The sequence below is a fragment of the Streptomyces sp. AA4 genome, assembly GCF_000158875.1.
Taxonomy (GTDB): Bacteria; Actinomycetota; Actinomycetes; order Mycobacteriales; family Pseudonocardiaceae; genus Amycolatopsis.
Window position 1 is genome coordinate 7840969 of sequence record NZ_GG657746.1, and the last position, 22687, is coordinate 7863655.

Genomic DNA, 22687 nt, shown 5'->3' on the forward strand with positions numbered 1-22687 from the left:
CGAGCCGCGGTGGCAGCGGAGCTGACCGCGCTCTACCCCGCGAAAACCGCCGCCGGAAAGGGCGTCTCCCGGTCCTCCAGCAACCGCCCGTAGAAGTCGTTCATCTCCACCGCCACCGCGGCATGCCGGGCCACCAGACCGGCCACCGGCGCGGGCAACGGAAGCTCCCCGGCCGCCGCACGGCGGACCGCGGCCAGGCGGCTTTCTCGGTCCCGCGTTCCGCACACCTCGGTGACCAGCCAGTTCACCAAATACATCGAGCCGTAAGCCCGGTCGTGCTCCGCGTTCAGCTCCGCGAACGCCCGCTCCTCCTCGGTCAGGTCGAACCGGCGCGCGAACGACAGGCCGAAATCCGTCAGGACGAACCGGTCCCCGTCGGTCAGGAAGTTCTCGAAGTGGTTGTCGAAGTGCAGGACACCCTGCGCGCGAAGGAACGAGAGCGTGTCGGCGACCTCCGACGCAAGGCGCTCGACCTGATCCAGCCGACCAGGCAGCCACCGATGCACATTGGTCGGGAAATACTCGCAAAACAAAACCACGCTCGCCGCCGAATCCCGCAATTCCGTGAGCCGCCGGCGGACCGCGGCGGAACCGCCCCAGTACTCGACGTCCTCCTCCAGCGGGCGGTCTGGCACGCGGCCCGACGGGACCGGCAGGATCCGCCAGTGGTGCAGCAAAGGGAAGTTCTCGCACGAACCACTGAGGACCCAGCCGTTCGCCATGACGTGCAGCGCCAGTTCCCGCCACGCCGAGCCCTCCGGCGAGCCGAGGCCGTAATGGCAAAAGGCAGGCAGGCCATAGAGATTGGCGGTGGAATGGGGATGCTGAAGCTCCAGCGCGGTTAACGGCACTCGCTTCGCGAAGACCGGAACCCCGTCGACGTCCAGCCGCACGCCGGTGCCGCCGATGCCTTCGGAGACCACCTCAGCCGACTTCAGCCGCTCGGTGAGCTGACGGTCGCTCAGCAACGAAAGCGCGGTGCTCGCCGCGGCGTGCCGCGAAATTCTCGAAGGAGACCCCATAAGGACGACAATAGAGAAAAGGGCGGCCCCCCAAACCTGGGAGCCGCCCTTTTCCTTGCCTAACTCACTCGTTCTCGGATTCGCCGTTCTCGGCGGCGCCGATGCTCACCGGCGGAGCGTCGGGAACCGAGGACGGACGCTTCTCCCCGCGGAAGGTGAAGTGCGCCTCGTCGTCGCGGTCCTCCGGGTTGCCGCTCCAGCCCTCGACGTCGACCACGATGATCTGACCCGGCTCGACCTCGCCGAACAGGATCTTCTCCGACAGCTGGTCCTCGATCTCGCGCTGGATCGTGCGGCGCAGCGGCCGGGCGCCGAGGACCGGGTCGAAGCCGCGCTTGGCCAGCAGCGCCTTCGCCTTCTCGGTCAGCTCGATCTCCATGTCCTTGGCCTTGAGCTGCGTCTCGACCCGGCCGATCATCAGATCCACCATCTGGATGATCTGTTCCTGGTTGAGCTGGTGGAACACGATGATGTCGTCGATCCGGTTCAGGAACTCCGGGCGGAAATGCTTCTTCATTTCCTCGTTGACCTTCTGCTTCATCTTCTCGTAGCGGTTCGTCGAATCCGCTCCGGAGGAGAAGCCGAGGCTCACGGACTTCGAGATGTCCGAGGTCCCCAGGTTCGAGGTGAAGATCAGCACGGTGTTCTTGAAGTCGACCGTCCGGCCCTGCCCGTCGGTCAGGCGACCGTCCTCCAGCACCTGCAGGAGCGTGTTGTAGATCTCCTGGTGCGCCTTCTCGATCTCGTCGAACAGCACCACCGAGAACGGCTTGCGCCGCACCTTCTCGGTCAGCTGCCCGCCCTCCTCGTAGCCGACGTAGCCCGGAGGGGCGCCGAACAGCCGCGAGGCGGTGTAGCGGTCGTGGAACTCGCCCATGTCGATCTGGATCAGCGCGTCGTCCTCGCCGAACAGGAACGACGCCAGCGCCTTCGACAGCTCCGTCTTACCGACACCCGACGGGCCGGCGAAGATGAACGACCCCGACGGGCGCTTCGGGTCCTTCAGGCCCGCCCGCGTCCGGCGGATCGCCTGCGAGACGGCCTTGACCGCGTCCTCCTGGCCGATGATGCGCTTGTGGAGCTCGTCCTCCATGCGCAGCAGCCGGGTGGTCTCCTCCTCGGTGAGCTTGAACACCGGGATGCCGGTCCAGTTCGCCAGCACCTCCGCGATCTGCTCGTCGTCCACCTCGGCGACGACGTCGAGGTCGCCGTCCTTCCACTGCTTCTCCCGCTCGCCCTTCTGGCCGAGGAGCTGCTTCTCCTCGTCGCGCAGCCGCGCGGCCCGCTCGAAGTCCTGCGCGTCGATCGCGGACTCCTTGTCCCGGCGCACGTCGGCGATCTTCTCGTCGAACTCGCGCAGGTCCGGCGGAGCGGTCATCCGGCGGATCCGCATCCGCGCCCCGGCCTCGTCGATCAGGTCGATCGCCTTGTCCGGCAGGAACCGGTCGTTGATGTAGCGGTCGGCCAGCGTCGCCGCCGCGACCAGCGCCGAATCCGTGATCGAGACCCGGTGGTGCGCCTCGTACCGGTCGCGCAGCCCCTTCAGGATCTCGATCGTGTGCTCCAGCGACGGCTCGCCCACCTGGATCGGCTGGAACCGGCGCTCCAGCGCCGCGTCCTTCTCGATGTACTTGCGGTACTCCTCGAGCGTGGTCGCGCCGATCGTCTGCAGCTCGCCCCGCGCCAGCATCGGCTTCAGGATCGACGCCGCGTCGATCGCGCCCTCGGCCGCGCCCGCGCCCACCAGCGTGTGCAGCTCGTCGATGAACAGGATGATGTCGCCGCGGGTCTTGATCTCCTTGAGCACCTTCTTCAGGCGCTCTTCGAAATCGCCCCGGTAGCGCGAACCGGCGACCAGCGAACCCAGGTCCAGGGTGTAGAGCTGCTTGTCCTTGAGCGTCTCGGGCACCTCGCCCTTGACGATGCTCTGCGCCAGGCCCTCGACGACGGCGGTCTTGCCGACGCCCGGCTCGCCGATCAGCACCGGGTTGTTCTTCGTCCGGCGGGACAGCACCTGCATGACCCGCTCGATCTCCTTGCCGCGCCCGATGACCGGGTCCAGCTTGCCCTCGCGGGCCAGCACGGTCATGTTGCGGCCGAACTGGTCGAGCACCAGCGACGACGACGGCGTGCCCTCGCCCCGGCCCGAACCGCTCTCGGTGGACTTCTCCCCGGTCTGGTAGCCCGACAGCAGCTGCAGCACCTGCTGGCGCACCCGGTTCAGGTCCGCGCCCAGCTTCACCAGCACCTGCGCCGCCACGCCCTCGCCCTCGCGGATCAGGCCCAGCAGGATGTGCTCCGTGCCGATGTAGTTGTGGCCCAGCTGCAGCGCCTCGCGCAGCGACAGCTCCAGCACCTTCTTCGCCCGCGGCGTGAACGGGATGTGCCCGCTCGGCGCCTGCTGACCCTGGCCGATGATCTCCTCGACCTGCTGGCGCACGCCCTCGAGGGCGATGCCCAGCGACTCCAGCGCCTTGGCGGCGACACCCTCACCCTCGTGGATCAGACCCAAAAGGATGTGCTCGGTGCCGATGTAGTTGTGGTTGAGCATCCGGGCCTCTTCCTGGGCCAGGACGACCACCCGCCTCGCGCGGTCGGTGAACCTCTCAAACATGCGCACTCCCTCGACTGCTGCGTCGGCGGCCCGTAACCTCCGCGGATCGCGTCCGCGGCGGACAGCACCGTGAGACCACTCTAGTAGCCAAGCGGTCGCGCTTGCGTACCACTACGGCTTCCAGCGGCCCCTGCGCACCCGGACGGCGACCCGGTCGGTCACCGCTTCTCATCCGGTTGCGCTGCACCTTTACTCCCTCTCGAACGTACGGGACCGGATCAGGATTCCGCCCCGGCCCCCCTGTCCGCTCAGCGCGAACACCCCCGCGCGTCCGGGTGGTCTCACCCCTTGGCCACCCGATTGGCGCAATCTCGCGCCATATGTAAGGTTAGGCACACCTAACGCGTACAGACGGGGGTGGGACCGGTGAACCCGCAGCGCTCGCGCGACGACGCCCGCGAGATCGGCGACGGTCTCGCGTCCTCGCTGCTGCGCGCCAGTGCCCGGTACGACCTGCGCCGCGATGTCCCCGAGGGCTGGTTCCGTTGCGCTGACCTCCTCGAACAGCCCGAGCGGTTCGCCGAATGGCGCTCCCGGCTGACCGACTGGCTCCTCGACCAGCACGGCGCGGCTCCCGCGCGCACCGCGGCCAGCTACGTGATGTCTTGGTACCTGCACGTCCCCGCGTACGTCGGCGCGCTTCTGCTGCACCACGAGCGCCGCGTGCCGTCGCTGAAGCCGGAGCAGCTCGCGTTCGGCCTCGGCCCGGACCGGCCGCATCCCGAGGGCATGGCCGTGCTCGGCGACGCCTTCTACTGCCTGCCCACCGACCCGGGCAGCGTCCGTCCGGAGGCCACCGTCGTGCGCGACGAACGCGCGCTGGCCGCGGTGCTGCGCGCGCAGTTTGTCGGCCACGCTGCTCGCTTCGTCCGCGCCTACGCCCCAGGCACCCGCCTCGGTCGCCGCACGCTCTGGGCGGGCGCTACAGACGCGCTGGACGGCGCTCTGTGGCGGGTCGGCAAGCAAGGCGGGACAGCCGAGGCCGAAGGCGCTGGCGTCGCGGATGCCGCGCTGGTGCTCGACGCGCAATACCGCCCGCTGACCTCGGCGTCCACCTTGCGGATGGCAGTCAACGAGGACGGCCACCGGGTTTGGGAGCGCCGTCGGGAAAGCTGCTGCTTCTCCTATCTCCTGCCCGGCGAGGCGGAATGCGAGAGCTGTCCGCGCGTCTGTCCCCGTTGATCTCCATCGAGTGAAAATTTCAGGCGTACGGATCCCGGCCCGTCGCGCCCAGCGCCCGATGCAGCACCGGCGCGGTTTCCGGCACCGCGACCTCCGGACCGAACACGCCGCCCTTGCGGGCCTCCTCGCCCATCCCCGCCGCGAACGCGAGGACGACTTCGGCGGCTTCGTCCGGACAGTTCAGCTCGGTGCCGCTCGCCCGCGTGAGATCCCAGGCGTGCACGACGAGTTCGCCGAGCACCATGTCCCCGACGACCGCGGCGGGCAGTTCGGACGCGCCGAAGGTGACGGTGCCGGTCCACGCCTCCGGCGGGGCGAGCGCGGCGAGCACGTCGTCGGTCATCGCTTCCAGCGCCTTCGGCCAGTCGTCCCCGACGAGGGACGCCTCGGCTTCGCTCGGCGCGGGCGGTTCGTAAGGCTCGTGCCGGATCGCGGCGGCGAGCCACGGGCCCCAGTAGAGAAGGTGGTTGAGAAGGCCGCGAACGTCGTAGTCGGCGCACGCCGTGGGGGCGGTCAGCGACGGGGCGGCAGCCGCGACGCGCCGCAGTTCGGCGGCGGCCGGGGCGAGCAGTCCGGAGTGATTCGACATGCGCCCGAGCCAACCACCGTTCGCGGCGGCCGTCTTGAAATTACGCGACGCACTACTGTTTTCAGCCATGCGGCGGATCCCGAGCGGCATCCTGAACGAGCGGACGGCTCGCACCAAGTTCACGCTGACCCGGTATCCGCCCGCCCCGGAACTGCGCGATTTCGTGGAACACCACTGGGTCCTGCGCTGGAACCTGACCGAACCCCACGACCAGCACGTGCTGCCGAATCTGTCGGTGCACGTGACGTTCTTCCCCGGCGCGTGCGGGGTTTACGGTCCGGCACACCAGCTTTTCACGCACCGGCTCAGCGGACGCGTGCACGGGATCGGGGCCAGGATCCGGCCCGGATGTTTCCGCCCGTTCCTCGGCGCCCCGGTGCGCACGCTCGCCGACCGCTCGGCCGGCGTCGCCGAGATCTTCGGGCCGACGGCCGCGCGCACGGAAAAATTCATCCGGAATGCGCGGACCGACGAGGAAATGATCACTGCAATCGACAACTTGCTGATCGCATCCCGCCGCCCCATTCCCCGGGAGACCCGCGCGGCGGCGGAGGCGGTGGAAACAATCGCCGCGGATCCCGGGATCACCCGGGTCTCGGAACTGGCGGCGGCACTCGGACTGTCGATCAGGGCGGTGCAGCGGTTGTTCGCCGAGCACGTCGGAACAACGCCGAAGTGGGCGATCCGGATTTACCGCCTCAACGAAGCCGCGCGGTTGCTCGCCGCACCGATCCCGCCGGATTACGCGGATCTGGCGACTCGGCTGGGCTATAGCGACCAACCTCACTTCATCCGCGATTTCCGCGCGGTGACCGGAGCCCCTCCCGCGGAGTACGCGCGTTCGGCTCGCCAGCTGATGTCCGCCGCGCCGGACGGCGCAAAGCCGGGAAACTAAAGCGGAACGCCAAACGGCCGCCGGGAATGTTCCCGACGGCCGTTTGGCGTGCAGTCCGCGAAGGCGCGGCGCTCCCGGTTCGCTAACCGGAGGACCGCATCCGCGAGTTCCGGAAATGCCCGGTCAGTTCTTCTTGTGGTAAGCCTCGACGACCTCCGACGGGATGCGCCCCCGGTCGGAAACCTGGAAACCGTTCTTGCGGGCCCACGCGCGAATCGCCTGGTTCTGCTCGCGGTCGACCGCGGCCGGGCGGGCCGGGGACTTGCCGCCGGCGACCGGACGCAGCGGCGCGCGCTTGCGGCCGCCCGCGCGGCGCGCGTGCTCGACATACTGCGCGAGTGCGTCGCGCAACTCCTCGGCGTTTTCGCCCGACAGGTCGATCTGGTAGCTCACACCGTCCAAACCGAACTCAACGGTCTCTTCCGCCTCACTGCCGTCGAGGTCGTCGACCAGAGAGACCAGCACCTTCTGTGCCATCTGATTCCTCCTGCGGGGCTTGCCCGAATGATCTGGCTACATGATCTGGTTTCGGGGCAAGCCCCGAGCTACAGAAGTCTTTGACACCCATATTAATACCCGCTTGCCCCGCCGTAGGCAAATCCGCATTGAGAAAATCTCGACCGTGCGACGAGGCGGCGAGCTATTCGGGCCGGACGAGCGGGAAGAGGATCGTCTCCCGGATACCGAGCCCGGTCAGTGCCATGAGCAGCCGGTCGATCCCCATTCCGACCCCGCCGCTCGGCGGCATTCCGTACTCGAGCGCGCGCAGGAAATCCTCGTCGAGGCGCATCGCCTCGCTATCCCCGGCCGCGGCGAGCCGCGCCTGTTCGGTGAGCCGCTGCCGTTCCACGACCGGATCCACCAGTTCGGAGTATCCGGTGGCGAGTTCGAATCCGCGCACGTACAGGTCCCACTTCTCGGCCACGCCGGGACGGCTGCGGTGCTGCCGCGTGAGCGGAGACGTCTCGAGCGGGAAATCCCGGACAAATGTGGGGGCGTGCAGTCCGTCGCCGACGAGATGTTCCCACAGTTCCTCGACGAGTTTGCCGTGCGCTAGCTTGGGATCCACCTCGATCTCGCGCGCCGCGGCGATCTTGTGCAGTGCTTCCGCGGGCGTATCCGGCGTCACTTCCTCGCCGAGCGCTTCCGACAGCGACTCGTACATCCCGAGCGTCGTCCATTCGCCGGAAAGGTCGTACTCGGTTCCGTCGGCGAGAGTGACGACCTGGGTGCCCAGCACGTTCTCCGCGGCCTCCTGGATGAGTTCGCGGGTCATCACGGCATTCGTGTCGTAAGTGGCGTAGGCCTCGTAGTACTCGAGCATCGCGAACTCCGGCGAGTGCGAGGAGTCGCTGCCCTCGTTGCGGAAGTTCCGGTTGATCTCGAAAACCTTCTCGATCCCGCCGACCACGCAGCGCTTGAGGTACAGCTCCGGCGCGATGCGCAGGAACAGCTCGAGGTCGAAGGCGTTGGAATGCGTGACGAACGGCCGGGCCGCGGCTCCGCCGTGCAGCGTCTGCAGCATCGGCGTCTCGACCTCGGTGAATCCCCGGCGGTGGAACGACTCGCGCAGCGAACGCATCACGCCCGAGCGCGTGCGCACCACGTCGCGGGCGCGCGGGCGCATAATCAGATCGACATAACGCTGCCGGATTCGCGTTTCCTCGGCCAGCTCCTTGAACGCCACCGGCAGCGGGCGCAACGCCTTCGCCGCGATCTGCCAGCTGTCGGCCAGCACGGAAAGCTCGCCGCGCTTCGAGGTGATCACCTCGCCGTGCACGAATACGTGGTCGCCGAGATCGACATCGGACTTCCACGCGGCGAGAGACTCCGGCCCGACCTGCGCGAGACTCAGCATCGCCTGCAGTTCCGTGCCGTCGCCCTCACGAAGAGTGGCGAAACACAGTTTGCCCGTATTGCGGAGAAACATGACCCGACCGGTGACGCCGACCGACTGGCCGGTGCTGGTGTCGGCTTCGAGACCGGAATGTTCGGCACGGATCTGCGCGAGAGTGTGCGTACGCGGAACCTCTACCGGGTAAGGATCGGCGCCCTCCGCGATTATCCGGTCGCGCTTGTCCCGGCGCACCCGCATCTGTTCGGGCAGGTCGTCATCGGGCAGTGCGTCGGACGCGGGGAATTCGGTCATGGCCATAGCGTACGAAGCCGCTGGTGAACCGCGTCAACCGGATTCCCCTTCCGGGGCACTCACGGTATTAGGGTGGTTACCCGTGAGCGATCCCGGCAGTGATGCGGAACTGCGTGCCCGGCGGGCTTCTTCGTTCGGCGGCCAGGCGAGCGCCTACGCCCGGCACCGGCCGGACTATCCCCGGACGGCACTCGAATGGGGCATGTCCGGAGCAAACCGACCGGTACGCGACGTGCTGGACCTCGCGGCGGGCACCGGAAAACTCACCGAGGGACTGGTCGCGCTCGGCCGTTCGGTGACGGCGGTGGAACCCGATCCGGGCATGCTCGCCGAACTGTCCCGGCGGCTCCCGGACGTTCCCGCGCTGCTCGGGAAGGCCGAGGACATCCCGCTGCCGGACGAATCCGCGGACGCGGTGTTCGTCGGACAGGCCCTGCACTGGTTCGAGCTGGCCCCGGCGTTCGCGCAGATCCGCCGGGTCCTGCGGCCGGGTGGCGTGGTGGTGGCGCTGTGGAATCACGACGACGAATCCGTGCCGTGGGTGCGCGAATTCTCCCGGCTGATCCGCACCGGCGTCAGCCGCGGGTTCGCCGATTCGGAGCAAACGCTGCGCGCGGACGGCTTCGGCCCGTTCGAACAGGACCGGTTCGCCCATCCGCACCGGCGCTCGATCGATTCGCTGCTGGCGACCGTGGCGACCCATTCGCATCTGCTCGTCGCGTCCGCACCGGACCGCGAGCAGCAGCTCGCGCGCGCCAGGGCGTACCTGGAATCCGTTCCGGAGACGGGTGCGGGCGAATTCGACTATCCACTGGTCACGACGGTTCTGCAGGCCCGCCGCGGCTGAGCGGCGACCGAAATCACCACCTCGTGCCTGCTCCGGAGTGCTAATTTCGGAAGCGGCGGTGCTCCCGCCCCGGACGAGCGCGTCGTACCCGGTGACGACAAGACGGCGCAGTGAACGTATCCGTCACTGCGAAAGGTTGTCGATCATGGCCTGGCTCGTTCTCGTTGTTTCCGGATTTCTCGAAACCGTGTGGGCCGCGGCGCTCGGCGCGTCGAAAGGGTTCAGCAGGCTCTGGCCGAGCGTGCTGTTCGGCGGCGCGCTGCTGCTCAGCATGTCCGGTCTCGCGTATTCCTTGCGCGAAATTCCGCTCGGCACCGGATACGCGGTGTGGGTCGGCATCGGCGCGGTCGGGACGGCGGCGTACGGGATCGTCGCGATGAACGATCCGCTCACCGTCGGCCGGATCACCTGTCTCGTGCTGATTGTCGCCGGGGTCGTCGGGCTGAAACTGTTCCACTGACCTTCACCCGAGCGAGATCTCCAGCCCGCGCAGCCGCTCCGGCGCGGAAATCACGTCGATCCCGGCGATCAGGTCGCCGTCGAAAACGAACTTGAGGACCACGGCCAGCCGGCCGCGCGGGGCGAGCACCAGGCCGGGAACGCCGTCGACCACCGCGACCTGCGTGCTGCGCGCGAGTTCCGAAGCGAGCAACGCGCCCTTGCTGACCGCTCGGACGCCGCGTAGCACCACCGGTGCCGCGCCGGTGTCCGAGTGCAGCACGACGTCGGGATCGAGCACCTTCAACAGTCCCGCGAAGTCTCCCTCCCGAGCAGCGGCCAGGTACGCCTCGACAGCGCCGCGCCGTTTGCTCGCGTCCGCTGGTACGGCTTCGCCGCCGCGCACCCGGCGGCGGGCCCGGCTGGCCAACTGCCGGACCGCCGCCGGGCTGCGGTCGAGAATCTGCGCGATGTCCTCGAACGGCACGGCGAACATGTCGTGCAGCACGAACGCGATCCGCTCGGCCGGGCCCAGGACGTCGAGCACGACCAGCATCGCCAGGCCGACGGAATCGGCCAGCTGGGCTTCTTCGGCGAGGTCCGCGCCGTCGTCGCCGCGATCGAGCGGGAACGCATCCAGCGAATCCTCCCGGCGGCGTTCGCGCGTGCGCAACAGATTCAGGCACACCCGCGCCACCACTGTGGTGAGCCAAGCAGGCAAATTCCGCACCTCGGAAATGTCCGCGCCGTCCGCGCGCAACCAGGCTTCCTGCACCGCGTCGTCTGCTTCGGCGAGCGACCCGAGCATGCGGTAAGCGACCCCGCGAAGCCGCGGCCGCTCTTCCTCGAATTGGGCCGCGAGCAAGTCTCTGTCGCTCACCTGTCACCCCTCCCCGCCCCACCACCACCCTCGACGGAGCGGCCGAGGCCGCGCTGTCACATTCCTGCCACGACCGGGTTCATCCCAGTAGGACACCCCCAGTGCCCGACCCGCGGCACTGTACCCGGAAGGAAATGCCATGACGACGATCTTGGTCACCGGCGGCACCGGAACTCTCGGCAAGCTGGTCGTTCCCGCTCTCGGCGACGCGAAGGTGCGCGTCCTCAGCCGGAACGCGAACGGCCCCGGCCGGTTCGCCTGCGACCTGATGACCGGCGAAGGCCTGGCCCCCGCGGTCGACGGTGCCGACGTCATCGTGCACCTGGCGGGCGGTCCGAAGGGCGACGACGTGGCGACCGCGAATCTGGTCCGCGCCGCCGAACGCGCTGGCACCGGTCACCTGGTTTTCATTTCGGTGATCGCCGCGGACGCGGTGCCGCTGGGTTATTTCCGCCGCAAGCACGAGGCCGAAAAACTCGTCGCCGCGTCGGACGTGCCCTCGACCATCCTGCGGGCGGCTCAGTTCCACGGGTTCTGCCTCAATGCCGTGCGGGCGGTGGCGAAACTGCCGATCGTGCCGGTGCCCGCGGTCAATTTCCAGCCGGTCGACGTCCGGGAAGTGGCCGAGCGGATCGCGCGCCTGGCACTCAGCGACCCGGCCGGGCGGGTGCGGGATCTGGCCGGGCCGACCGTGTACCGCATGGGCGAGCTGGTCGACAAGTATTTGCGGGCAAGCGGGCGGCGACGGCCGAAAATGCCGCTGCGCATTCCCGGCGCGGCCGGAAAGGTCTATCGCGCCGACGGCAACCTCAACCTCGACGCGGACACCGGCGTCCGCACTTTCGAGGATTATCTGGCCGAGCAGTTCTAACGCACATTCCGTTCGTACACCAGCCGCAGGCCGAGCAGCGTCAGGTCCGGCACGTGCTCCTTGATCGTCTCGGATTCGCCCAGCACCAAGGGGGCGAGCCCGCCGGTGGCGATCACCGTGACCGGATCCGAGCTGTCCTGCTGCAATTCGCGCACGATCCGCCGGACGAGCCCGTCGACCTGGCCGGCGAACCCGTACAGAATGCCGGACTGCAGGCATTCCACGGTGTTCTTGCCGATCACCGAACGCGGCGGGACGAGTTCCACCTTGCGCAGCGCGGCCGCGCGGGCGGCGAGCGCGTCCACCGAGATCTCGATGCCCGGGGCGAACGCCCCGCCGAGGAATTCGCCCCGGGCCGAGATCGCGTCGACGTTCGTGGAGGTGCCGAAATCGACCACCACGCACGCGGTGGCGTGCAAATGGTGCGCGGCAAGGGTGTTCACGAGCCGGTCCGCGCCGACTTCCTTCGGATTGTCCACCAGCAGCGCGACCCCGGTGCGCACGCCGGGCTCGACGACGACCTTCGGCACCCGCGCGTAATAGCGGCCGAGCATCACCCGCAATTCGCGCAGCACCGCGGGCACTGTGGACAGTGCGCTGATCCCGGTGACCGCGTCGGCGTGCGGGCCGAGCAGGCCGCGCACGGTGAGCGCGAGTTCGTCGGCGGTCATCCGCGCGTCGGTGCGCATCCGCCAGTCACTGACCAATTCGGTGCCGTCGTACAGCCCGAGCACGATATTGGTGTTGCCGACGTCGACAGTGAGCAGCAACGAGGTCTTCCTTACTGCGGCTCGCGCACGAGGCATCCGCGACAGGTCAGTTTTCGGCGTGCAGCAACGCGTCGAGCCGGCGCGCGTCCGCGGTTTCGGCCACCGGGAAGGTCATCGTGTCCTCTTCGGGCAGCGTGACCGTGCCGCTCAGCAGACCCGATCCGTCCGGCGCGTGCGCGGGGTCGTGCCCGCGCTCGACGATCCGGTTGTAATCGTCCACAAAGATCACTCGCGGCCGGTACGCGCGCGCCTCCGCATCGTCCATCTGCCCGTACGCGATCAGGATGACCAGGTCGCCCGGGTGCACCAGATGCGCGGCGGCCCCGTTGATGCCGAGCACGCCGCTGCCGCGCTCGCCGGTGATGACGTAGGTTTCCAGCCGCGCGCCGTTCGTGACGTCCACAATGGACACCTGCTCGCCCTCGAGCAGGTCGGCGGCCTCCATGAGGTCCTCGTCGACCGTGACCGAGCCCACGTAGTGCAGGTCGGCCTGGGTCACCGTGGCCCGGTGGATCTTCGATTTCAGCATCGTGCGATACATCGTGGACTCTCCCTATTCCCCTGCGTCCGGATCCCCGCTCGGATGTTCCACGGCTTTTCCGAGCAGCACTCCCGCGTTGTCGATCAACCGGGTACTCCCCACCCGGGCAGCGACCAGCAACCGCGCCTCTCCGTCGACGGGCGCCGGCCCCAAATCGGTTCCCCTCAATTCCAGATAATCCACTTCCACCTGGGGACGGGCCGCGAGCGTCTTCCGCGCCATTTCCAGCACGGCGTCCGCCCCGTCCCGCCCGACGTGCGCCCCGGCCGACAAAGCGGCCGACAGCACCACGGCGTCTTCCCGTTGTTCCGGCGTCAGGTAGACGTTGCGCGAGGACAGCGCGAGACCGTCCCGCTCCCGGACCGTCGGCACCCCGATGACGCGGGTGTCGATGTTCAGGTCCGCCACCATCCGCTTGATCAGCACCAGCTGCTGGTAGTCCTTCTCCCCGAAGAACGCGTAATCCGGGCGCAGCAGGTTGAACAGCTTCGCGACGACCGTCAGCACCCCGGAGAAATGCCCGGGCCGGACGGCTCCCTCGAGTTCGTCGCCGAGCGGGCCGGGGTTCACGGTGATCATCGCGTTGTCCGCGTACAGGTCCGAGGCCTTCGGCGTGAAGGCCAGTTCGACGCCCGCCTCGGCCAAGGTCGCCAAGTCGGCTTCGAGCTGGCGCGGGTACGCCTCGAAGTCCTCGCCCTCGCCGAACTGCAAGGGGTTCACGAAGATCGACGCGGCGACGACGGTGTTCGGCAGCCGCTTCGCGCGGCGCAGCAGTTCGCGGTGGCCGTCGTGCAGCGCGCCCATGGTGGGCACGAGCGCGACCTTCCGGCCCACACTGCGCAGCGCCTGGCTCACCTTGCTGACGTGCTCGGGCGGCTGGAACGTGTTGAGCGTTCCGCGCTGGAATTTCGGTGTCGTCACGGGGTCTGTCCTTCGGCGGGGTCGGCGAGAAGATCGGTCAGTTCGCCCGCGGCCGCGGGATCGAGCAGGCCGGCGGCGCGAGACCGCTGCGCCGTGCGCCGGGCCAGCGCCCGGTAGGCCGGGGCGATCTGCGGCGCCCGGTCCGCGAGCACGTCGAGGTGCTTGCGGACGGTGCCGAGATCACCACGCGGAACCGGTCCGGTGAGGGCGCGGTCCCCGTGGCGAAGGACATTGTCCAATGCCGCCGAAAGCAGCGGTGCGACGAGTCGTTCCGGATGCCCGATTCCGGCGTCGCGCAGGGTTTCGGTGCAGTCGGCGACCAGCGTCATCAGGTGATTAGCGCCGTGCGCCAGCGCCGCGTGGTACAGCGCCCGCGCGGATTCGGGCACCCGCACCGGTTCGGCGCCCATCTCGACGGCGAGCGCCTCGCCGACGTTCCACGCCGCGTCGTCGTCCGGCGCCGCGGTGACGCCGATGCTCGCCGCGACAAGACGTTCCAGGTCCTCCTCGCGGCCGGTGAAGGTGAGCACCGGATGCAACGCGAGCGGCAGCGCACCGGCTTCCGCGACCGGGGCCAGCACGTCGATGCCGTGCGCGCCCGAGGTGTGCACGACGATCTGGCCCGCGCGTACCGAATTCGTAGCGACCAGACCACGGACCGTGCCGGCGAGCGCGTCGTCCGGCAACGCGAGCAAAACGAGATCGGCTCTGCGCACGACCTCGTCGGGCGGCAGCAAGGGGACACCCGGCAGCAGCCGTTCCGCGCGGTTCAGCGAGGCCGCGGACAGGCCCGAAGCGGCGACTACGGTGTGGCCTGCCCTGGCCAATGCCGCGCCGAGGACACTGCCCACGCGGCCGGCGGAAACGACGCCCACGGCAAGGCGGGCCGGTCGGTTCATGGCGTGCGCCTGTGGACGCTCATGGCTCGAAACTCCTCATGTTCGTTCCAGTCCCGCTCTTTCGTCGCGGGTACCAGACGACGGCGCGAGAGTAGCCCCGACCCGGCCGGATCGCGGTGCCTGGGTGACCAGCTTCACCCGGGCGCCCCATCGCGCCCGTACCTTATTGGCGTTCGGCTTCTCGCGGTCCGCAGGAGCCCGAATCCCCCGGTGGGACGCCACTTTTGGCACGGTCGAGCTACCCCGGACGGGGAATGTTCACCGACTGTCGCGATTGTTGGCCAATCGCACCGCGTCCGCGCGCGCTTGCCGCAGTGCCTGCAGCAACTCTTCCTGCCGCTGCCGGTCCTGCTCGGTGCGCAACCGGGTACGCCGAAGGAATGCGAGTTCGGTCACGCTCGCCTGATATCGCCCGACCGCCCGTGCCGCCGCCCGCCCGGACTGCTTGCGCGCCTGCTTCCGCCATTGCCGCCGCCCAGGCAAACTGGCGAGCAATTCGATCTCCGACGGCGCGATCCACCGCGCAGCCGCCATCTTCGGCAACGCGGCGGCGACAATCCGCTGCTCCCGCCGCCGCTGCAACACGATCACGTAGATCGCGGCGATCAGCAGCGGCAAAATGACGAGGAAATACAGCGTGAGGAACGACTTCCCGCCGTTGAGCGTCGCCGCCGCGTTCCAGAGCGCGTGCAGGAAGACCCCGGCGAGATACCCGGCCAGCGGCGCGAGAATCCGAACCCACCGCTGCGCGTACCGAGCCGCGATCCCGAACCCGATGCCGGTCATCGCGGTGAACAACGGATGCGTGAACGGCGAAAGCACACCCCGCACGAGGAAAGCGGCGAGCACCCCCGAGTTGGCGCCGTCGCCGAAGCCGTGGTCAGCGAACGCGCGGCCGAAGTAATAGATGTTCTCGGTAAAGGCGAACCCAGCGGCCGCGAAGCCCGCGTAGACGACCCCGTCGACGATCCCGTCGAACTCCTCGTTGCGCCGCCAGAAGATCAAAAGGACAAAGACGCCCTTCGCGGCTTCCTCGACCAGCGGCGCGGAGACGAGCGTGCTCACCTTGCTGCCGTTGCCCCCGCCGAGAAGCAGGTCACCGAACGCCTCGGCCCCAGTGTTGATCAACAAGGCGGTGACGGTGGCAATGCAAGCGCCCCAAGCAAATGCGATCAAGAGCAACTTGGCCGGCTCGGGCTCCCACCGATCAACCCAGAGCAGCCCCGCGACCACCACACCGACCGGCACCAACGCCGCGACCACCCCGATCGCGACCGCCAGCCACCCCACGCGCGCAGTGGCGAGCCCGAAGAGAAAAAGCCCGCACAACGCCACGACGATCAACCCGAGCACCGGAAGGAGCACGGTGATATGCCGCGAACGAGAGGCCGTGGACGCAGAACCCGGCGGCGTGGCGGAAAGGGTGCCGTTCACGAGCGGTCACCATACGCAGGCCCCCCACAAGATGCCGGTTGGACGTACCCGGTTCAGCCCTCCGCGCGATGTGATGCTCGCCCCCCCGTCCGTGAGGGCCACCCTCACGAACTCAGAGTCCCTCAGGGTTCCCCTCACGACCCTCTCGCCGGACGTGAAGGGCTCCTTGAGGGAATTAGATTCCCTCAAGGAGCCCTTCACAGACCGCTCCCCGCCGACGCCGCCGAGATGCGCCCCAATGCCACATTGGTTGCGCCAGACGCACCGAACGCCACATTGGGTGCGTCACATGCACCCAATGCCACATTGGGGCGCTCCCCGCTCCGCCCAACGCAGCGACCCCCAAGCCGCGCAACAAACCGCCGCCGCTGCACCCAACCACCGGGGGCACCCACCCCTCCCCCAACCCCGATACAAAGCCGCCCTGCGGTTCGGGGGTGCTTGTCAAGGCATCTTTCCCGCCTTGACAAGCACCCCCGAACCGTCAGCACAATCAAAAATCGGGGTGCCCCACGCAACCCAGATCACCAGCAATGTCGCCCGCCAGGGCGACGAGCCGACCGAACCCTCAATCCTCAGCCCGACGCCGCCGCCGAGGACTCCCGTCCGTCTTCCCATTGGCCGCAAGCAATTCCGTAACCGACCGCCCCGAAGCATGATGCCCGGAAGCCGCCTCCTCAGCAGGAGCCTCCCAAGCCGGAGGCTCCCCCTCCGGCCGCCTCCGCCGCCCCCCGGACGAGGGAGCAGGAGCAGCCTCAGGCCGCCGCCGACGCCCCCCAGTCCCACTGGTGACCGAACTCCGCACCGCCTCCGGCAACGTCGGATTGACCGCGTCCGACCCCGGAGCCCCATGCCGCCCAGTAGGCGTGTCCTCAGCCAACGGCGACAAATCCGACCGAGAGAACTGCTCCAACCGAGAAGGCGCCCGAGCCGGCGCCTCCGCCGCGGCTTCCTTCTCCGAACCCGCCTCGCCGGAAGCAGGCTCAGCATGCCGAGCAGGTTCAACCGGAGCGGAAACCGCAGTCCGCTCAACAGCTTCCGCCCGCTGCGGAGCAGGCCGCGCCGCCAACCGAGGCACCGGCCGTTCCTCCTTCACCGAATCCACCGGAGCAACCGGCTTCACGGGCTTAACCGGCGGCTCCGGCTGACTCACCGGCGCAACAGTCCGAGTCGGCTGCGCATCAACCCGCGGCGCATCCTTCTGCGCCCGCGGAGCCCGCGCCTCCCGAACCCGCTCAGCCTCCCGAGGCAACGGCTCAGTCACATTGCGCGCCGCAGCACTCTTCTGCTCAAAAGGCTCCGGAACAACATGCGCCCCAGAATCTCCGGCAGAACGACGCTCAGCCTCATACGGCTCCGGCACCCGCTCCCCGCGAGGCTTCTCATACGGCTCCGGCGGCCGCTCCCCGCGCGGCTTCGGCGCACCCCCACGAGCCGCGACCTTGGGCTCCGGCGCACCCCCGCGCACAGGCCGCCCGCCATGCGATTCCGCCGCCCCGTTCCGCGGCTCACGCGCGGCGAAAGCATCCGCCACGCTCGCCCGCCCCTCGTGCGGACCCGGCTCGCTCCGGGGCACGAACGCCTCCGCCAGATTGGCCCGGGAATCCCGGCCGCCCCGCGGAGCGGGACCGTCGGCCTCGACCTCGTCCTCGAACGGCTCCGGCTCGGCAGGCGGTTCCGGCCGCTTCGGCTTGAGCCGCGGCATCTGCTGAGTGCGCAATTGCGTCGACCGGTCGCCATTCGGCCCGGAACCGTTCAATCCGGCACTGCTCGAACCGTTCGCGCCGGAAGTCCCATTGGTCTTCGCGGTCCCATTCGCCGGTGCCCGCCGACGTTCCGCGGGAGCAGCGTCGAGCACCCGGTCCATGAATTCGGTCGGCCGCTCCGGAACATCGACCGTCGGCTTCTTCGGAGCGAGCAGCTGAGCCGGTTTCTTGCCATTCCCGTTCTTCGACTCGGAACCGGCCGAAACGAGCCGCTGGTCGTCGTTCAGCGAGCGCATCCGGGTCGCCTGCGCGGTGAGCGCGACGCGTTCGAGCAGCACTTCGCCGCCGAACAGCGATTGCAGGCTTTCGCGGAGCGCAGCCACTTCGGCACGCAGCGCATCCAATTCTTCTCGCGATTGTGCCTGCGCGGCCTCGCGCGCTTCCGTTTCGAGTTCGAGTTCGTACTCCCGCCGGGCCGCGATCTCGCGTTCCAGCTCGAGTTCGTATACCGCCTGCGCCTCGGCGACCGCGTCCTCGCTGTGCGCCGCGTTCTTGCGGGCCCGGACAGCCAGGAAGGCGCCGATCAGGGCAGCCCAGAGCGCCGCGACGATCCCGAGCCGGAGGTACCGGAGGTCGTCGCTGAGCACCAATGCGAGGGTGGCGCCGACGGCGAGGAGCAATCCGACGACAAGCCACGGCCTGCCAGGGCGGCGGCCGTGCGAGTCGTCACCCACGCCAGTCATGCCTGACACCGTACCTTCTGGTGATCCGAATGAGACCTAGTCGGTACTTCGAGCGGCGCCCTCGAAGCGTTAACCGGTCGTCGTCCTTCGGTCCTCCGGCGGCGTCCGGCAGCAGTGCTCGAGCCACAAACCGGCAGCTACGAGCAGCGCCGACGACACCGCCCCGACGATCGCCGACTTGCTGTCGGAGACCGCGGCGACGAGTTCGTCACGTCGCGGGAAGGCGTAGAGGAACGCGGCCAGCCAGCCGCCGCCGAGAAACGCCCCGGCCAGCGACGACGCCTTCGCCAGCGCCACCGCCCTGGCGATCCCGACCGCGTTGCCGTGCACCCGGCCGGACTTGATCCGCGACCGGATCGAGAGCGCCAGCCCCGCCTCGGCGACCGCGAGCACCGCGAAGGTCACGCCGGCGAGCAAGGGCAGCCGCGGCAGGTCGCCGTAAGCGGCCTGGAACAGCACGTAGACCACGGCGAGGCCGAGGACCGCGGCCACGACCAGGTCCCGGGACCGCGTGAAGTGCATGACTCCACCGTACCGAGCCCGTTCTGGCACGCTTGACTCTCCAGCGACTGGAGACTCCACGATGCCTGACATGCCTGCCACCACGGTCTTCACGATCGGCGAACTCTCCCGGCGCACCGGGCTGCCGGTGAAGACCATCCGGTTCTACTCCGACGAGGGCCTGCTCCCGCCCACGCAGCGGACCGGCGCCGGCTACCGGCTGTACGACGCGCACGCGCTCGCCCGGCTGGAGCTGGTGCGGACGCTGCGCGAGCTGGGCATCGGCCTGCCGGACGTGTCCCGCGCACTGGCGCGCGAGACGACGGTGCGCGACCTGGCGACGAGCCACGTCGACGCCCTCGACGAGCAGATCCGGCGGTTGCGGCTGCGCCGCGCGGTATTGCGCGCGGTGCTGAAACGGGATTCCGAGCTGGAGGAAGTGAAACTGATGAATCGCATCGCCCAAATGCCGGACGAGGAACGCCGCCGTCTGGTCGACGAGTTCTGGGCCGAAATGATGGACGGGCTCGAGGTCGACCCCGAGTTCTACGCGCGAATGCAATCGGCGAAACCGGATCTTCCGGATGATCCGGCGCCGGAGCAGCTCGAGGCCTGGATCGAATTCGCCGAACTCGTGCAGGACCCGGACTTCCGGCAGTCCGTCCGCACGATGAGCGAACGGCATTCGGCCACGCGGGAAGCGGGCGAATACGAGCAGCCGACGAAGGCCCAGCAGGAGAACTGGGGCGCCTGGATGACCGACGCCCGGTCCGCGCTCGACGCGGGCCACGCGCCGGACTCCCCGGCGGGACGGGCGCTGGCGGACGCGGTCGCGACCGCTTCGGCCCGCCCCGACCAGGACCCGGCCGACCCGGCGGTCCGTTACCGGATGGCCGACGGAATCGCCGTCGGGGCGGATCCGCGCGCCGAGCGGTACTGGCAGCTGCTCGCGACCATCAACGGCTGGCCCGCGATCCCCAGCCGCCAGGAAGAAGTGCAGTTCCTGCTGGCGGCGCTGCGGGCCTCGTGAGCGCCGGCACCGGTTAGCACCGGCCTAAGCACTCACGACAAGGTCAGGTCGGGCCGCAGGACAACGCCCGCCCGGTCAGCCTCCGGCAGCCGGGCGAGCAGGTCGGCGGCCCGGCCGCGCCCGGGAACCTCGGCGTCCGGGTCGATCTCGAGCCACGGGATCAGCACGCTCGCCCGGTCCGGGGTCCCGGGATGCGGCAGCAGCAGTTCCGGATCGTCCGACGTGACGCCCTGCACTGTCACTACGTCGACGTCCAGCGTGCGCGGGCCCCAGCGCAGTTCGCGCACCCGGCCCGCCGCCTGTTCGGCCGCCTGCCCGGCGCGCAGCCACGCCCAGTGGTCTCGCGCCGGGTCGTCGACGACGCACAGCGCGTTCAGGAAATCCGGCTGGTCCTCGACGCCCCAGGCTTTCGTCTCGTACACGCCGGACACCGCGACGAGCGCCGGGCGCACCGCGTCGACCGCGCTGCGCAGGTAACCGAGCCGGTCGCCGAGGTTGGAGCCCAGCGACAGGACCGCGCGGCTCACCGCTCCCGCCGGACGGTGACCGCGACGTCGTCGAAGGTCAGCGGAATCGGCGCGGACGGCTTGTGCACGGTGACCTCGACGGCGGTCAGCCGGTCGTCGCGCATGACCTCGTCGGCGATCTTCCCGGCGACGCTCTCGATCAGGTCGTACGGCTCCCCGGCGACGATCCCGGCCGCCAATTCGGCCAGCTCGCCGTAGTGCAGCGTCTTGGTCAGGTCGTCCGACGCCGCGGCAGGCCCGAGGTCGAGCCACGCGACGATGTCGACGCCGAATTCCTGTCCGTCGCGCTTCTCGTGGTCGAAGACGCCATGTCGGCCGAACACGCGCAGACCCGTGAGCGTGATGCGGTCAGCCATCGGCCCGTCCTTGCTGCCAGGCCGCGGCCACCGCCACGGCGTCCAGTGAAGCCCCCACCTCGTGCACCCGCACGCCCCAAGCACCCGCCGCCGCGGCCAGCGCCGAGATCGACGCCGTGGCGACCTCGCGTCCGTCCGGCGGCCTCGGCACGCCGTCCTTCCCGGCCAGCAACCGGCCGAGGAAGCGTTTGCGCGAAGCGCCCACCAAAACCGGGAAACCCAGCTGCAGCAACGAATCCAGCCCGTGCAGCAACGCCCAGTCGTGCTCGGCGTGCTTCGCGAACCCGAGACCGGGGTCGAGCACGATCTCGCTTTCGGCGACCCCGGCCGCGATCGCCTCGTCGACCCGCTGCAGCAGCTCGCCGCGCACTTCGGCGACGACGTCGGTGTACGTGGCCAGCGCGTTCATGTCCTTGCTGTGCCCGCGCCAGTGCATCAGCACCCAGGGAGCCTTGGTTTCCGCCGCGACCCGCCCCATCGCCGGATCGGCGAGCCCGCCGGACACGTCGTTGATCACCTTCGCCCCAGCCGCCACCGCCGCCTCCGCGACCGCGGCCCGCGTGGTGTCGACGGACAGCACGACGCCTTCGGAAGCCAGCTGGCGGATCACCGGCAAGACGCGCGCGGCCTCGGTCTCCGCGTCGACCCGCGAGGCGCCCGGCCGCGTCGACTCGCCGCCGACGTCGATCAGGTCCGCACCGCGCGCCCACATTTCGCGCGCGTGCTCCAGCGCCTGGTCGAGATCGAGGTAGCGGCCGCCGTCGGAGAACGAATCCGGTGTCACGTTCAGCACGCCCATCACGGCGCACCGCCCCGGCCGGGGGATCACCGACGCCCCCGGATCAGCTCGATCGCCTCGGCCCGCGACGTCGCCGACGACCGCAGCATCCCGCGCACCGCCGACGTGGTGGTCCGCGAACCCGGTTTGCGGATTCCGCGCACCGACATGCACAGATGCTCGGCCTCGATGACCACGATCACGCCGCGCGGCTCCAGCTTCCGGTCCAGCGCGTCGGCGATCTGCGAGGTGAGCCGCTCCTGCACCTGCGGGCGGCGAGCGTAGAGGTCCACCAGCCGGGCGAGCTTCGACAGCCCGGTGACCTTGCCCTCGCCGTTCGGGATGTAGCCGACGTGGGCTACGCCATGGAAGGGGAGGAGGTGGTGTTCGCAGTTGGAGTACATCGGGATGTCCGTGACGAGCACGAGTTCCTCGTGCGATTCGTCGAACGTCCGCGCCAGCACCTCGTCCGGATCGGTGTAGAGGCCGGCGAACATCTCCTGGTAAGCGCGAGCGACCCGGGCCGGGGTGTCCTGGAGACCGTCCCGATCCGGGTCTTCGCCGCAGGCGAGCAGCAGCTCGCGAACGGCGCGCTCCGCCCGGTCCTGATCGAAGACCGGGCGGATGCCGTCTTTACTGCTTGTCTGATCCGTCGACGTCACGCCGATGCTGCCCCTCGTCCGGCTGCTGGCCGTTCGCGCCGTCGGCGAACCAGCCCTGCTCACGCGGACGGTCTTCGGCGGGGCGCCACGGCTGCTGGCCGCCCGGGGACGTCGCCGGGGTCCAGCCCGGAGGCGCCCCGTAGTTCGGCGGCCCGCTCTGCGCACCGCCCGGGCCACCGGGCTGGTAGCCGCCGCCTGCCGGACCGCCCGGCTGCTGCTGACCACCATACGGCTGGCCCCAGCGGCCGTTCGGCCCGCCCGGACGGCCGCCGTTCGGCGGCGGGGCGTACGGGTTCGCGTTCGGGTCCGGAGCCTGGTACGGCGGGCCGCCG

At 69.3% G+C, this 22687-nt stretch carries 23 protein-coding genes and 1 riboswitch; of the genes, 6 read left to right on the forward strand and 17 right to left on the reverse strand.

What is annotated here, in order from left to right:
- Positions 1-32: 32 nt before the first annotated feature.
- Positions 33-1022 carry a hypothetical protein gene (locus SSMG_RS35775; RefSeq protein ID WP_009084261.1) on the reverse strand — a complete coding sequence of 330 codons (990 nt, stop codon included), beginning with the start codon at positions 1020-1022 and terminating at the stop codon, positions 33-35.
- 64 nt (positions 1023-1086) lie between these two features.
- Complete coding sequence (locus tag SSMG_RS35780; RefSeq protein ID WP_009084262.1) at positions 1087-3636, reverse strand: ATP-dependent Clp protease ATP-binding subunit; 2550 nt, start codon at positions 3634-3636, stop codon at positions 1087-1089.
- Positions 3637-4002: 366 nt separating this feature from the next.
- Between SSMG_RS35780 and SSMG_RS35785 the strand changes: the two genes are divergently transcribed.
- The gene (locus SSMG_RS35785) at positions 4003-4818 is read left to right on the forward strand and encodes a (2Fe-2S)-binding protein (RefSeq protein ID WP_037718558.1); all 816 of its coding nucleotides are present in this window, start codon (positions 4003-4005) and stop codon (positions 4816-4818) included.
- Between the two features lie 19 nt (positions 4819-4837).
- Here the strand turns inward: SSMG_RS35785 and SSMG_RS35790 are convergent, their stop codons facing one another.
- Positions 4838-5407 (reverse strand): TIGR03086 family metal-binding protein, encoded by a 570-nt coding sequence (locus SSMG_RS35790; protein WP_009084270.1) that lies wholly within the window; start codon positions 5405-5407, stop codon positions 4838-4840.
- Here SSMG_RS35790 and SSMG_RS35795 point away from each other — a divergent pair.
- The gene (locus SSMG_RS35795; RefSeq protein ID WP_009084267.1) at positions 5406-6302 is read left to right on the forward strand and encodes a helix-turn-helix domain-containing protein; all 897 of its coding nucleotides are present in this window, start codon (positions 5406-5408) and stop codon (positions 6300-6302) included. The two genes, SSMG_RS35790 and SSMG_RS35795, sit on opposite strands and share 2 nt — an antisense overlap.
- A gap of 123 nt (positions 6303-6425) precedes the next feature.
- On the opposite strand, the gene SSMG_RS35800 is transcribed toward SSMG_RS35795, so the two are convergent.
- Entirely contained in the window at positions 6426-6779 is a 354-nt protein-coding gene (locus SSMG_RS35800) for an Lsr2 family protein (protein WP_009084272.1), read from the reverse strand.
- 163 nt (positions 6780-6942) lie between these two features.
- Positions 6943-8451, reverse strand: coding sequence for a lysine--tRNA ligase (gene lysS / locus SSMG_RS35805; protein WP_037718562.1), 1509 nt, complete (start codon positions 8449-8451; stop codon positions 6943-6945).
- An 82-nt stretch (positions 8452-8533) separates the two neighbouring features.
- Here lysS and SSMG_RS35810 point away from each other — a divergent pair, with 82 nt between their 5' ends.
- The gene (locus SSMG_RS35810) at positions 8534-9298 is read left to right on the forward strand and encodes a class I SAM-dependent methyltransferase (protein WP_037715952.1); all 765 of its coding nucleotides are present in this window, start codon (positions 8534-8536) and stop codon (positions 9296-9298) included.
- A gap of 49 nt (positions 9299-9347) precedes the next feature.
- Positions 9348-9410: riboswitch (guanidine-III (ykkC-III) riboswitch) on the forward strand.
- A gap of 33 nt (positions 9411-9443) precedes the next feature.
- Complete coding sequence (locus tag SSMG_RS35815) at positions 9444-9758, forward strand: multidrug efflux SMR transporter (protein ID WP_009084277.1); 315 nt, start codon at positions 9444-9446, stop codon at positions 9756-9758.
- Positions 9759-9761: 3 nt separating this feature from the next.
- On the opposite strand, the gene SSMG_RS35820 is transcribed toward SSMG_RS35815, so the two are convergent.
- Complete coding sequence (locus SSMG_RS35820; protein WP_009084279.1) at positions 9762-10616, reverse strand: sigma-70 family RNA polymerase sigma factor; 855 nt, start codon at positions 10614-10616, stop codon at positions 9762-9764.
- A 139-nt stretch (positions 10617-10755) separates the two neighbouring features.
- Here SSMG_RS35820 and SSMG_RS35825 point away from each other — a divergent pair, with 139 nt between their 5' ends.
- Positions 10756-11487, forward strand: a complete 732-nt coding sequence (locus SSMG_RS35825; protein WP_037715954.1) for an SDR family oxidoreductase — start codon at positions 10756-10758, stop codon at positions 11485-11487.
- Here the strand turns inward: SSMG_RS35825 and SSMG_RS35830 are convergent.
- The 7 genes from SSMG_RS35830 to SSMG_RS35865 form a co-directional block, all read right to left on the reverse strand.
- Complete coding sequence (locus SSMG_RS35830) at positions 11484-12257, reverse strand: type III pantothenate kinase (protein WP_037715956.1); 774 nt, start codon at positions 12255-12257, stop codon at positions 11484-11486. The genes SSMG_RS35825 and SSMG_RS35830 overlap by 4 nt on opposite strands.
- A 46-nt stretch (positions 12258-12303) precedes the next feature.
- On the reverse strand, positions 12304-12798 hold the full coding sequence (gene panD, locus SSMG_RS35835) for an aspartate 1-decarboxylase (RefSeq protein ID WP_009084286.1): 495 nt from the start codon (positions 12796-12798) through the stop codon (positions 12304-12306).
- Positions 12799-12810: 12 nt separating this feature from the next.
- Positions 12811-13719 (reverse strand): pantoate--beta-alanine ligase, encoded by a 909-nt coding sequence (panC, locus tag SSMG_RS35840; protein WP_009084288.1) that lies wholly within the window; start codon positions 13717-13719, stop codon positions 12811-12813.
- Positions 13716-14618 (reverse strand): Rossmann-like and DUF2520 domain-containing protein, encoded by a 903-nt coding sequence (locus SSMG_RS35845; RefSeq protein ID WP_009084289.1) that lies wholly within the window; start codon positions 14616-14618, stop codon positions 13716-13718. The genes panC and SSMG_RS35845 overlap by 4 nt, the downstream gene beginning before the upstream one ends.
- Before the next feature lie 258 nt (positions 14619-14876).
- Positions 14877-16052: a PrsW family intramembrane metalloprotease gene (locus SSMG_RS35850; RefSeq protein ID WP_009084293.1), complete on the reverse strand. Its 1176-nt coding sequence runs from the start codon at positions 16050-16052 to the stop codon at positions 14877-14879.
- Positions 16053-16620: 568 nt separating this feature from the next.
- Entirely contained in the window at positions 16621-18501 is a 1881-nt protein-coding gene (locus tag SSMG_RS47845) for a DUF6779 domain-containing protein (protein ID WP_009084295.1), read from the reverse strand.
- Positions 18502-18570: 69 nt separating this feature from the next.
- Positions 18571-19023, reverse strand: coding sequence for a DUF3180 domain-containing protein (locus tag SSMG_RS35865; RefSeq protein WP_009084297.1), 453 nt, complete (start codon positions 19021-19023; stop codon positions 18571-18573).
- A gap of 70 nt (positions 19024-19093) precedes the next feature.
- Between SSMG_RS35865 and SSMG_RS35870 the strand changes: the two genes are divergently transcribed.
- Positions 19094-20032, forward strand: a complete 939-nt coding sequence (locus SSMG_RS35870; RefSeq protein WP_037715963.1) for a MerR family transcriptional regulator — start codon at positions 19094-19096, stop codon at positions 20030-20032.
- 32 nt (positions 20033-20064) lie between these two features.
- Here SSMG_RS35870 and folK read toward each other — a convergent pair whose 3' ends face one another.
- From folK to folE, 4 genes are read right to left on the reverse strand one after another with little or no spacing between them, the layout of a single operon-like run.
- The gene (gene folK, locus SSMG_RS35875; protein ID WP_009084300.1) at positions 20065-20559 is read right to left on the reverse strand and encodes a 2-amino-4-hydroxy-6-hydroxymethyldihydropteridine diphosphokinase; all 495 of its coding nucleotides are present in this window, start codon (positions 20557-20559) and stop codon (positions 20065-20067) included.
- Entirely contained in the window at positions 20556-20915 is a 360-nt protein-coding gene (folB, locus tag SSMG_RS35880) for a dihydroneopterin aldolase (RefSeq protein ID WP_009084302.1), read from the reverse strand. Before folB ends, folK begins: the two co-directional genes overlap by 4 nt.
- The gene (folP, locus tag SSMG_RS35885) at positions 20908-21714 is read right to left on the reverse strand and encodes a dihydropteroate synthase (protein WP_050788356.1); all 807 of its coding nucleotides are present in this window, start codon (positions 21712-21714) and stop codon (positions 20908-20910) included. The genes folB and folP overlap by 8 nt, the downstream gene beginning before the upstream one ends.
- Positions 21715-21740: 26 nt before the next feature.
- Positions 21741-22355, reverse strand: a complete 615-nt coding sequence (gene folE, locus SSMG_RS35890) for a GTP cyclohydrolase I FolE (protein WP_009084306.1) — start codon at positions 22353-22355, stop codon at positions 21741-21743.
- Positions 22356-22687 lie beyond the last annotated feature (332 nt).

What these genes read in the sequence shown, in the direction of transcription:
- folP (WP_050788356.1), bottom strand. Translation starts at nt 21,714, where the DNA reads ATGGGCGTGCTGAACGTGACACCGGATTCGTTCTCCGACGGCGGCCGC.
- SSMG_RS35865 (WP_009084297.1), bottom strand. Translation starts at nt 19,023, where the DNA reads ATGCACTTCACGCGGTCCCGGGACCTGGTCGTGGCCGCGGTCCTCGGC.
- SSMG_RS47845 (WP_009084295.1), bottom strand. Translation starts at nt 18,501, where the DNA reads ATGACTGGCGTGGGTGACGACTCGCACGGCCGCCGCCCTGGCAGGCCG.
- SSMG_RS35790 (WP_009084270.1), bottom strand. Translation starts at nt 5,407, where the DNA reads ATGTCGAATCACTCCGGACTGCTCGCCCCGGCCGCCGCCGAACTGCGG.
- SSMG_RS35825 (WP_037715954.1), top strand. Translation starts at nt 10,756, where the DNA reads ATGACGACGATCTTGGTCACCGGCGGCACCGGAACTCTCGGCAAGCTG.
- folB (WP_009084302.1), bottom strand. Translation starts at nt 20,915, where the DNA reads ATGGCTGACCGCATCACGCTCACGGGTCTGCGCGTGTTCGGCCGACAT.
- SSMG_RS35845 (WP_009084289.1), bottom strand. Translation starts at nt 14,618, where the DNA reads ATGAACCGACCGGCCCGCCTTGCCGTGGGCGTCGTTTCCGCCGGCCGC.
- SSMG_RS35795 (WP_009084267.1), top strand. Translation starts at nt 5,406, where the DNA reads ATGCGCCCGAGCCAACCACCGTTCGCGGCGGCCGTCTTGAAATTACGC.
- panD (WP_009084286.1), bottom strand. Translation starts at nt 12,798, where the DNA reads ATGTATCGCACGATGCTGAAATCGAAGATCCACCGGGCCACGGTGACC.
- SSMG_RS35775 (WP_009084261.1), bottom strand. Translation starts at nt 1,022, where the DNA reads ATGGGGTCTCCTTCGAGAATTTCGCGGCACGCCGCGGCGAGCACCGCG.
- SSMG_RS35800 (WP_009084272.1), bottom strand. Translation starts at nt 6,779, where the DNA reads ATGGCACAGAAGGTGCTGGTCTCTCTGGTCGACGACCTCGACGGCAGT.
- SSMG_RS35780 (WP_009084262.1), bottom strand. Translation starts at nt 3,636, where the DNA reads ATGTTTGAGAGGTTCACCGACCGCGCGAGGCGGGTGGTCGTCCTGGCC.
- SSMG_RS35815 (WP_009084277.1), top strand. Translation starts at nt 9,444, where the DNA reads ATGGCCTGGCTCGTTCTCGTTGTTTCCGGATTTCTCGAAACCGTGTGG.
- lysS (WP_037718562.1), bottom strand. Translation starts at nt 8,451, where the DNA reads ATGACCGAATTCCCCGCGTCCGACGCACTGCCCGATGACGACCTGCCC.
- SSMG_RS35870 (WP_037715963.1), top strand. Translation starts at nt 19,094, where the DNA reads ATGCCTGCCACCACGGTCTTCACGATCGGCGAACTCTCCCGGCGCACC.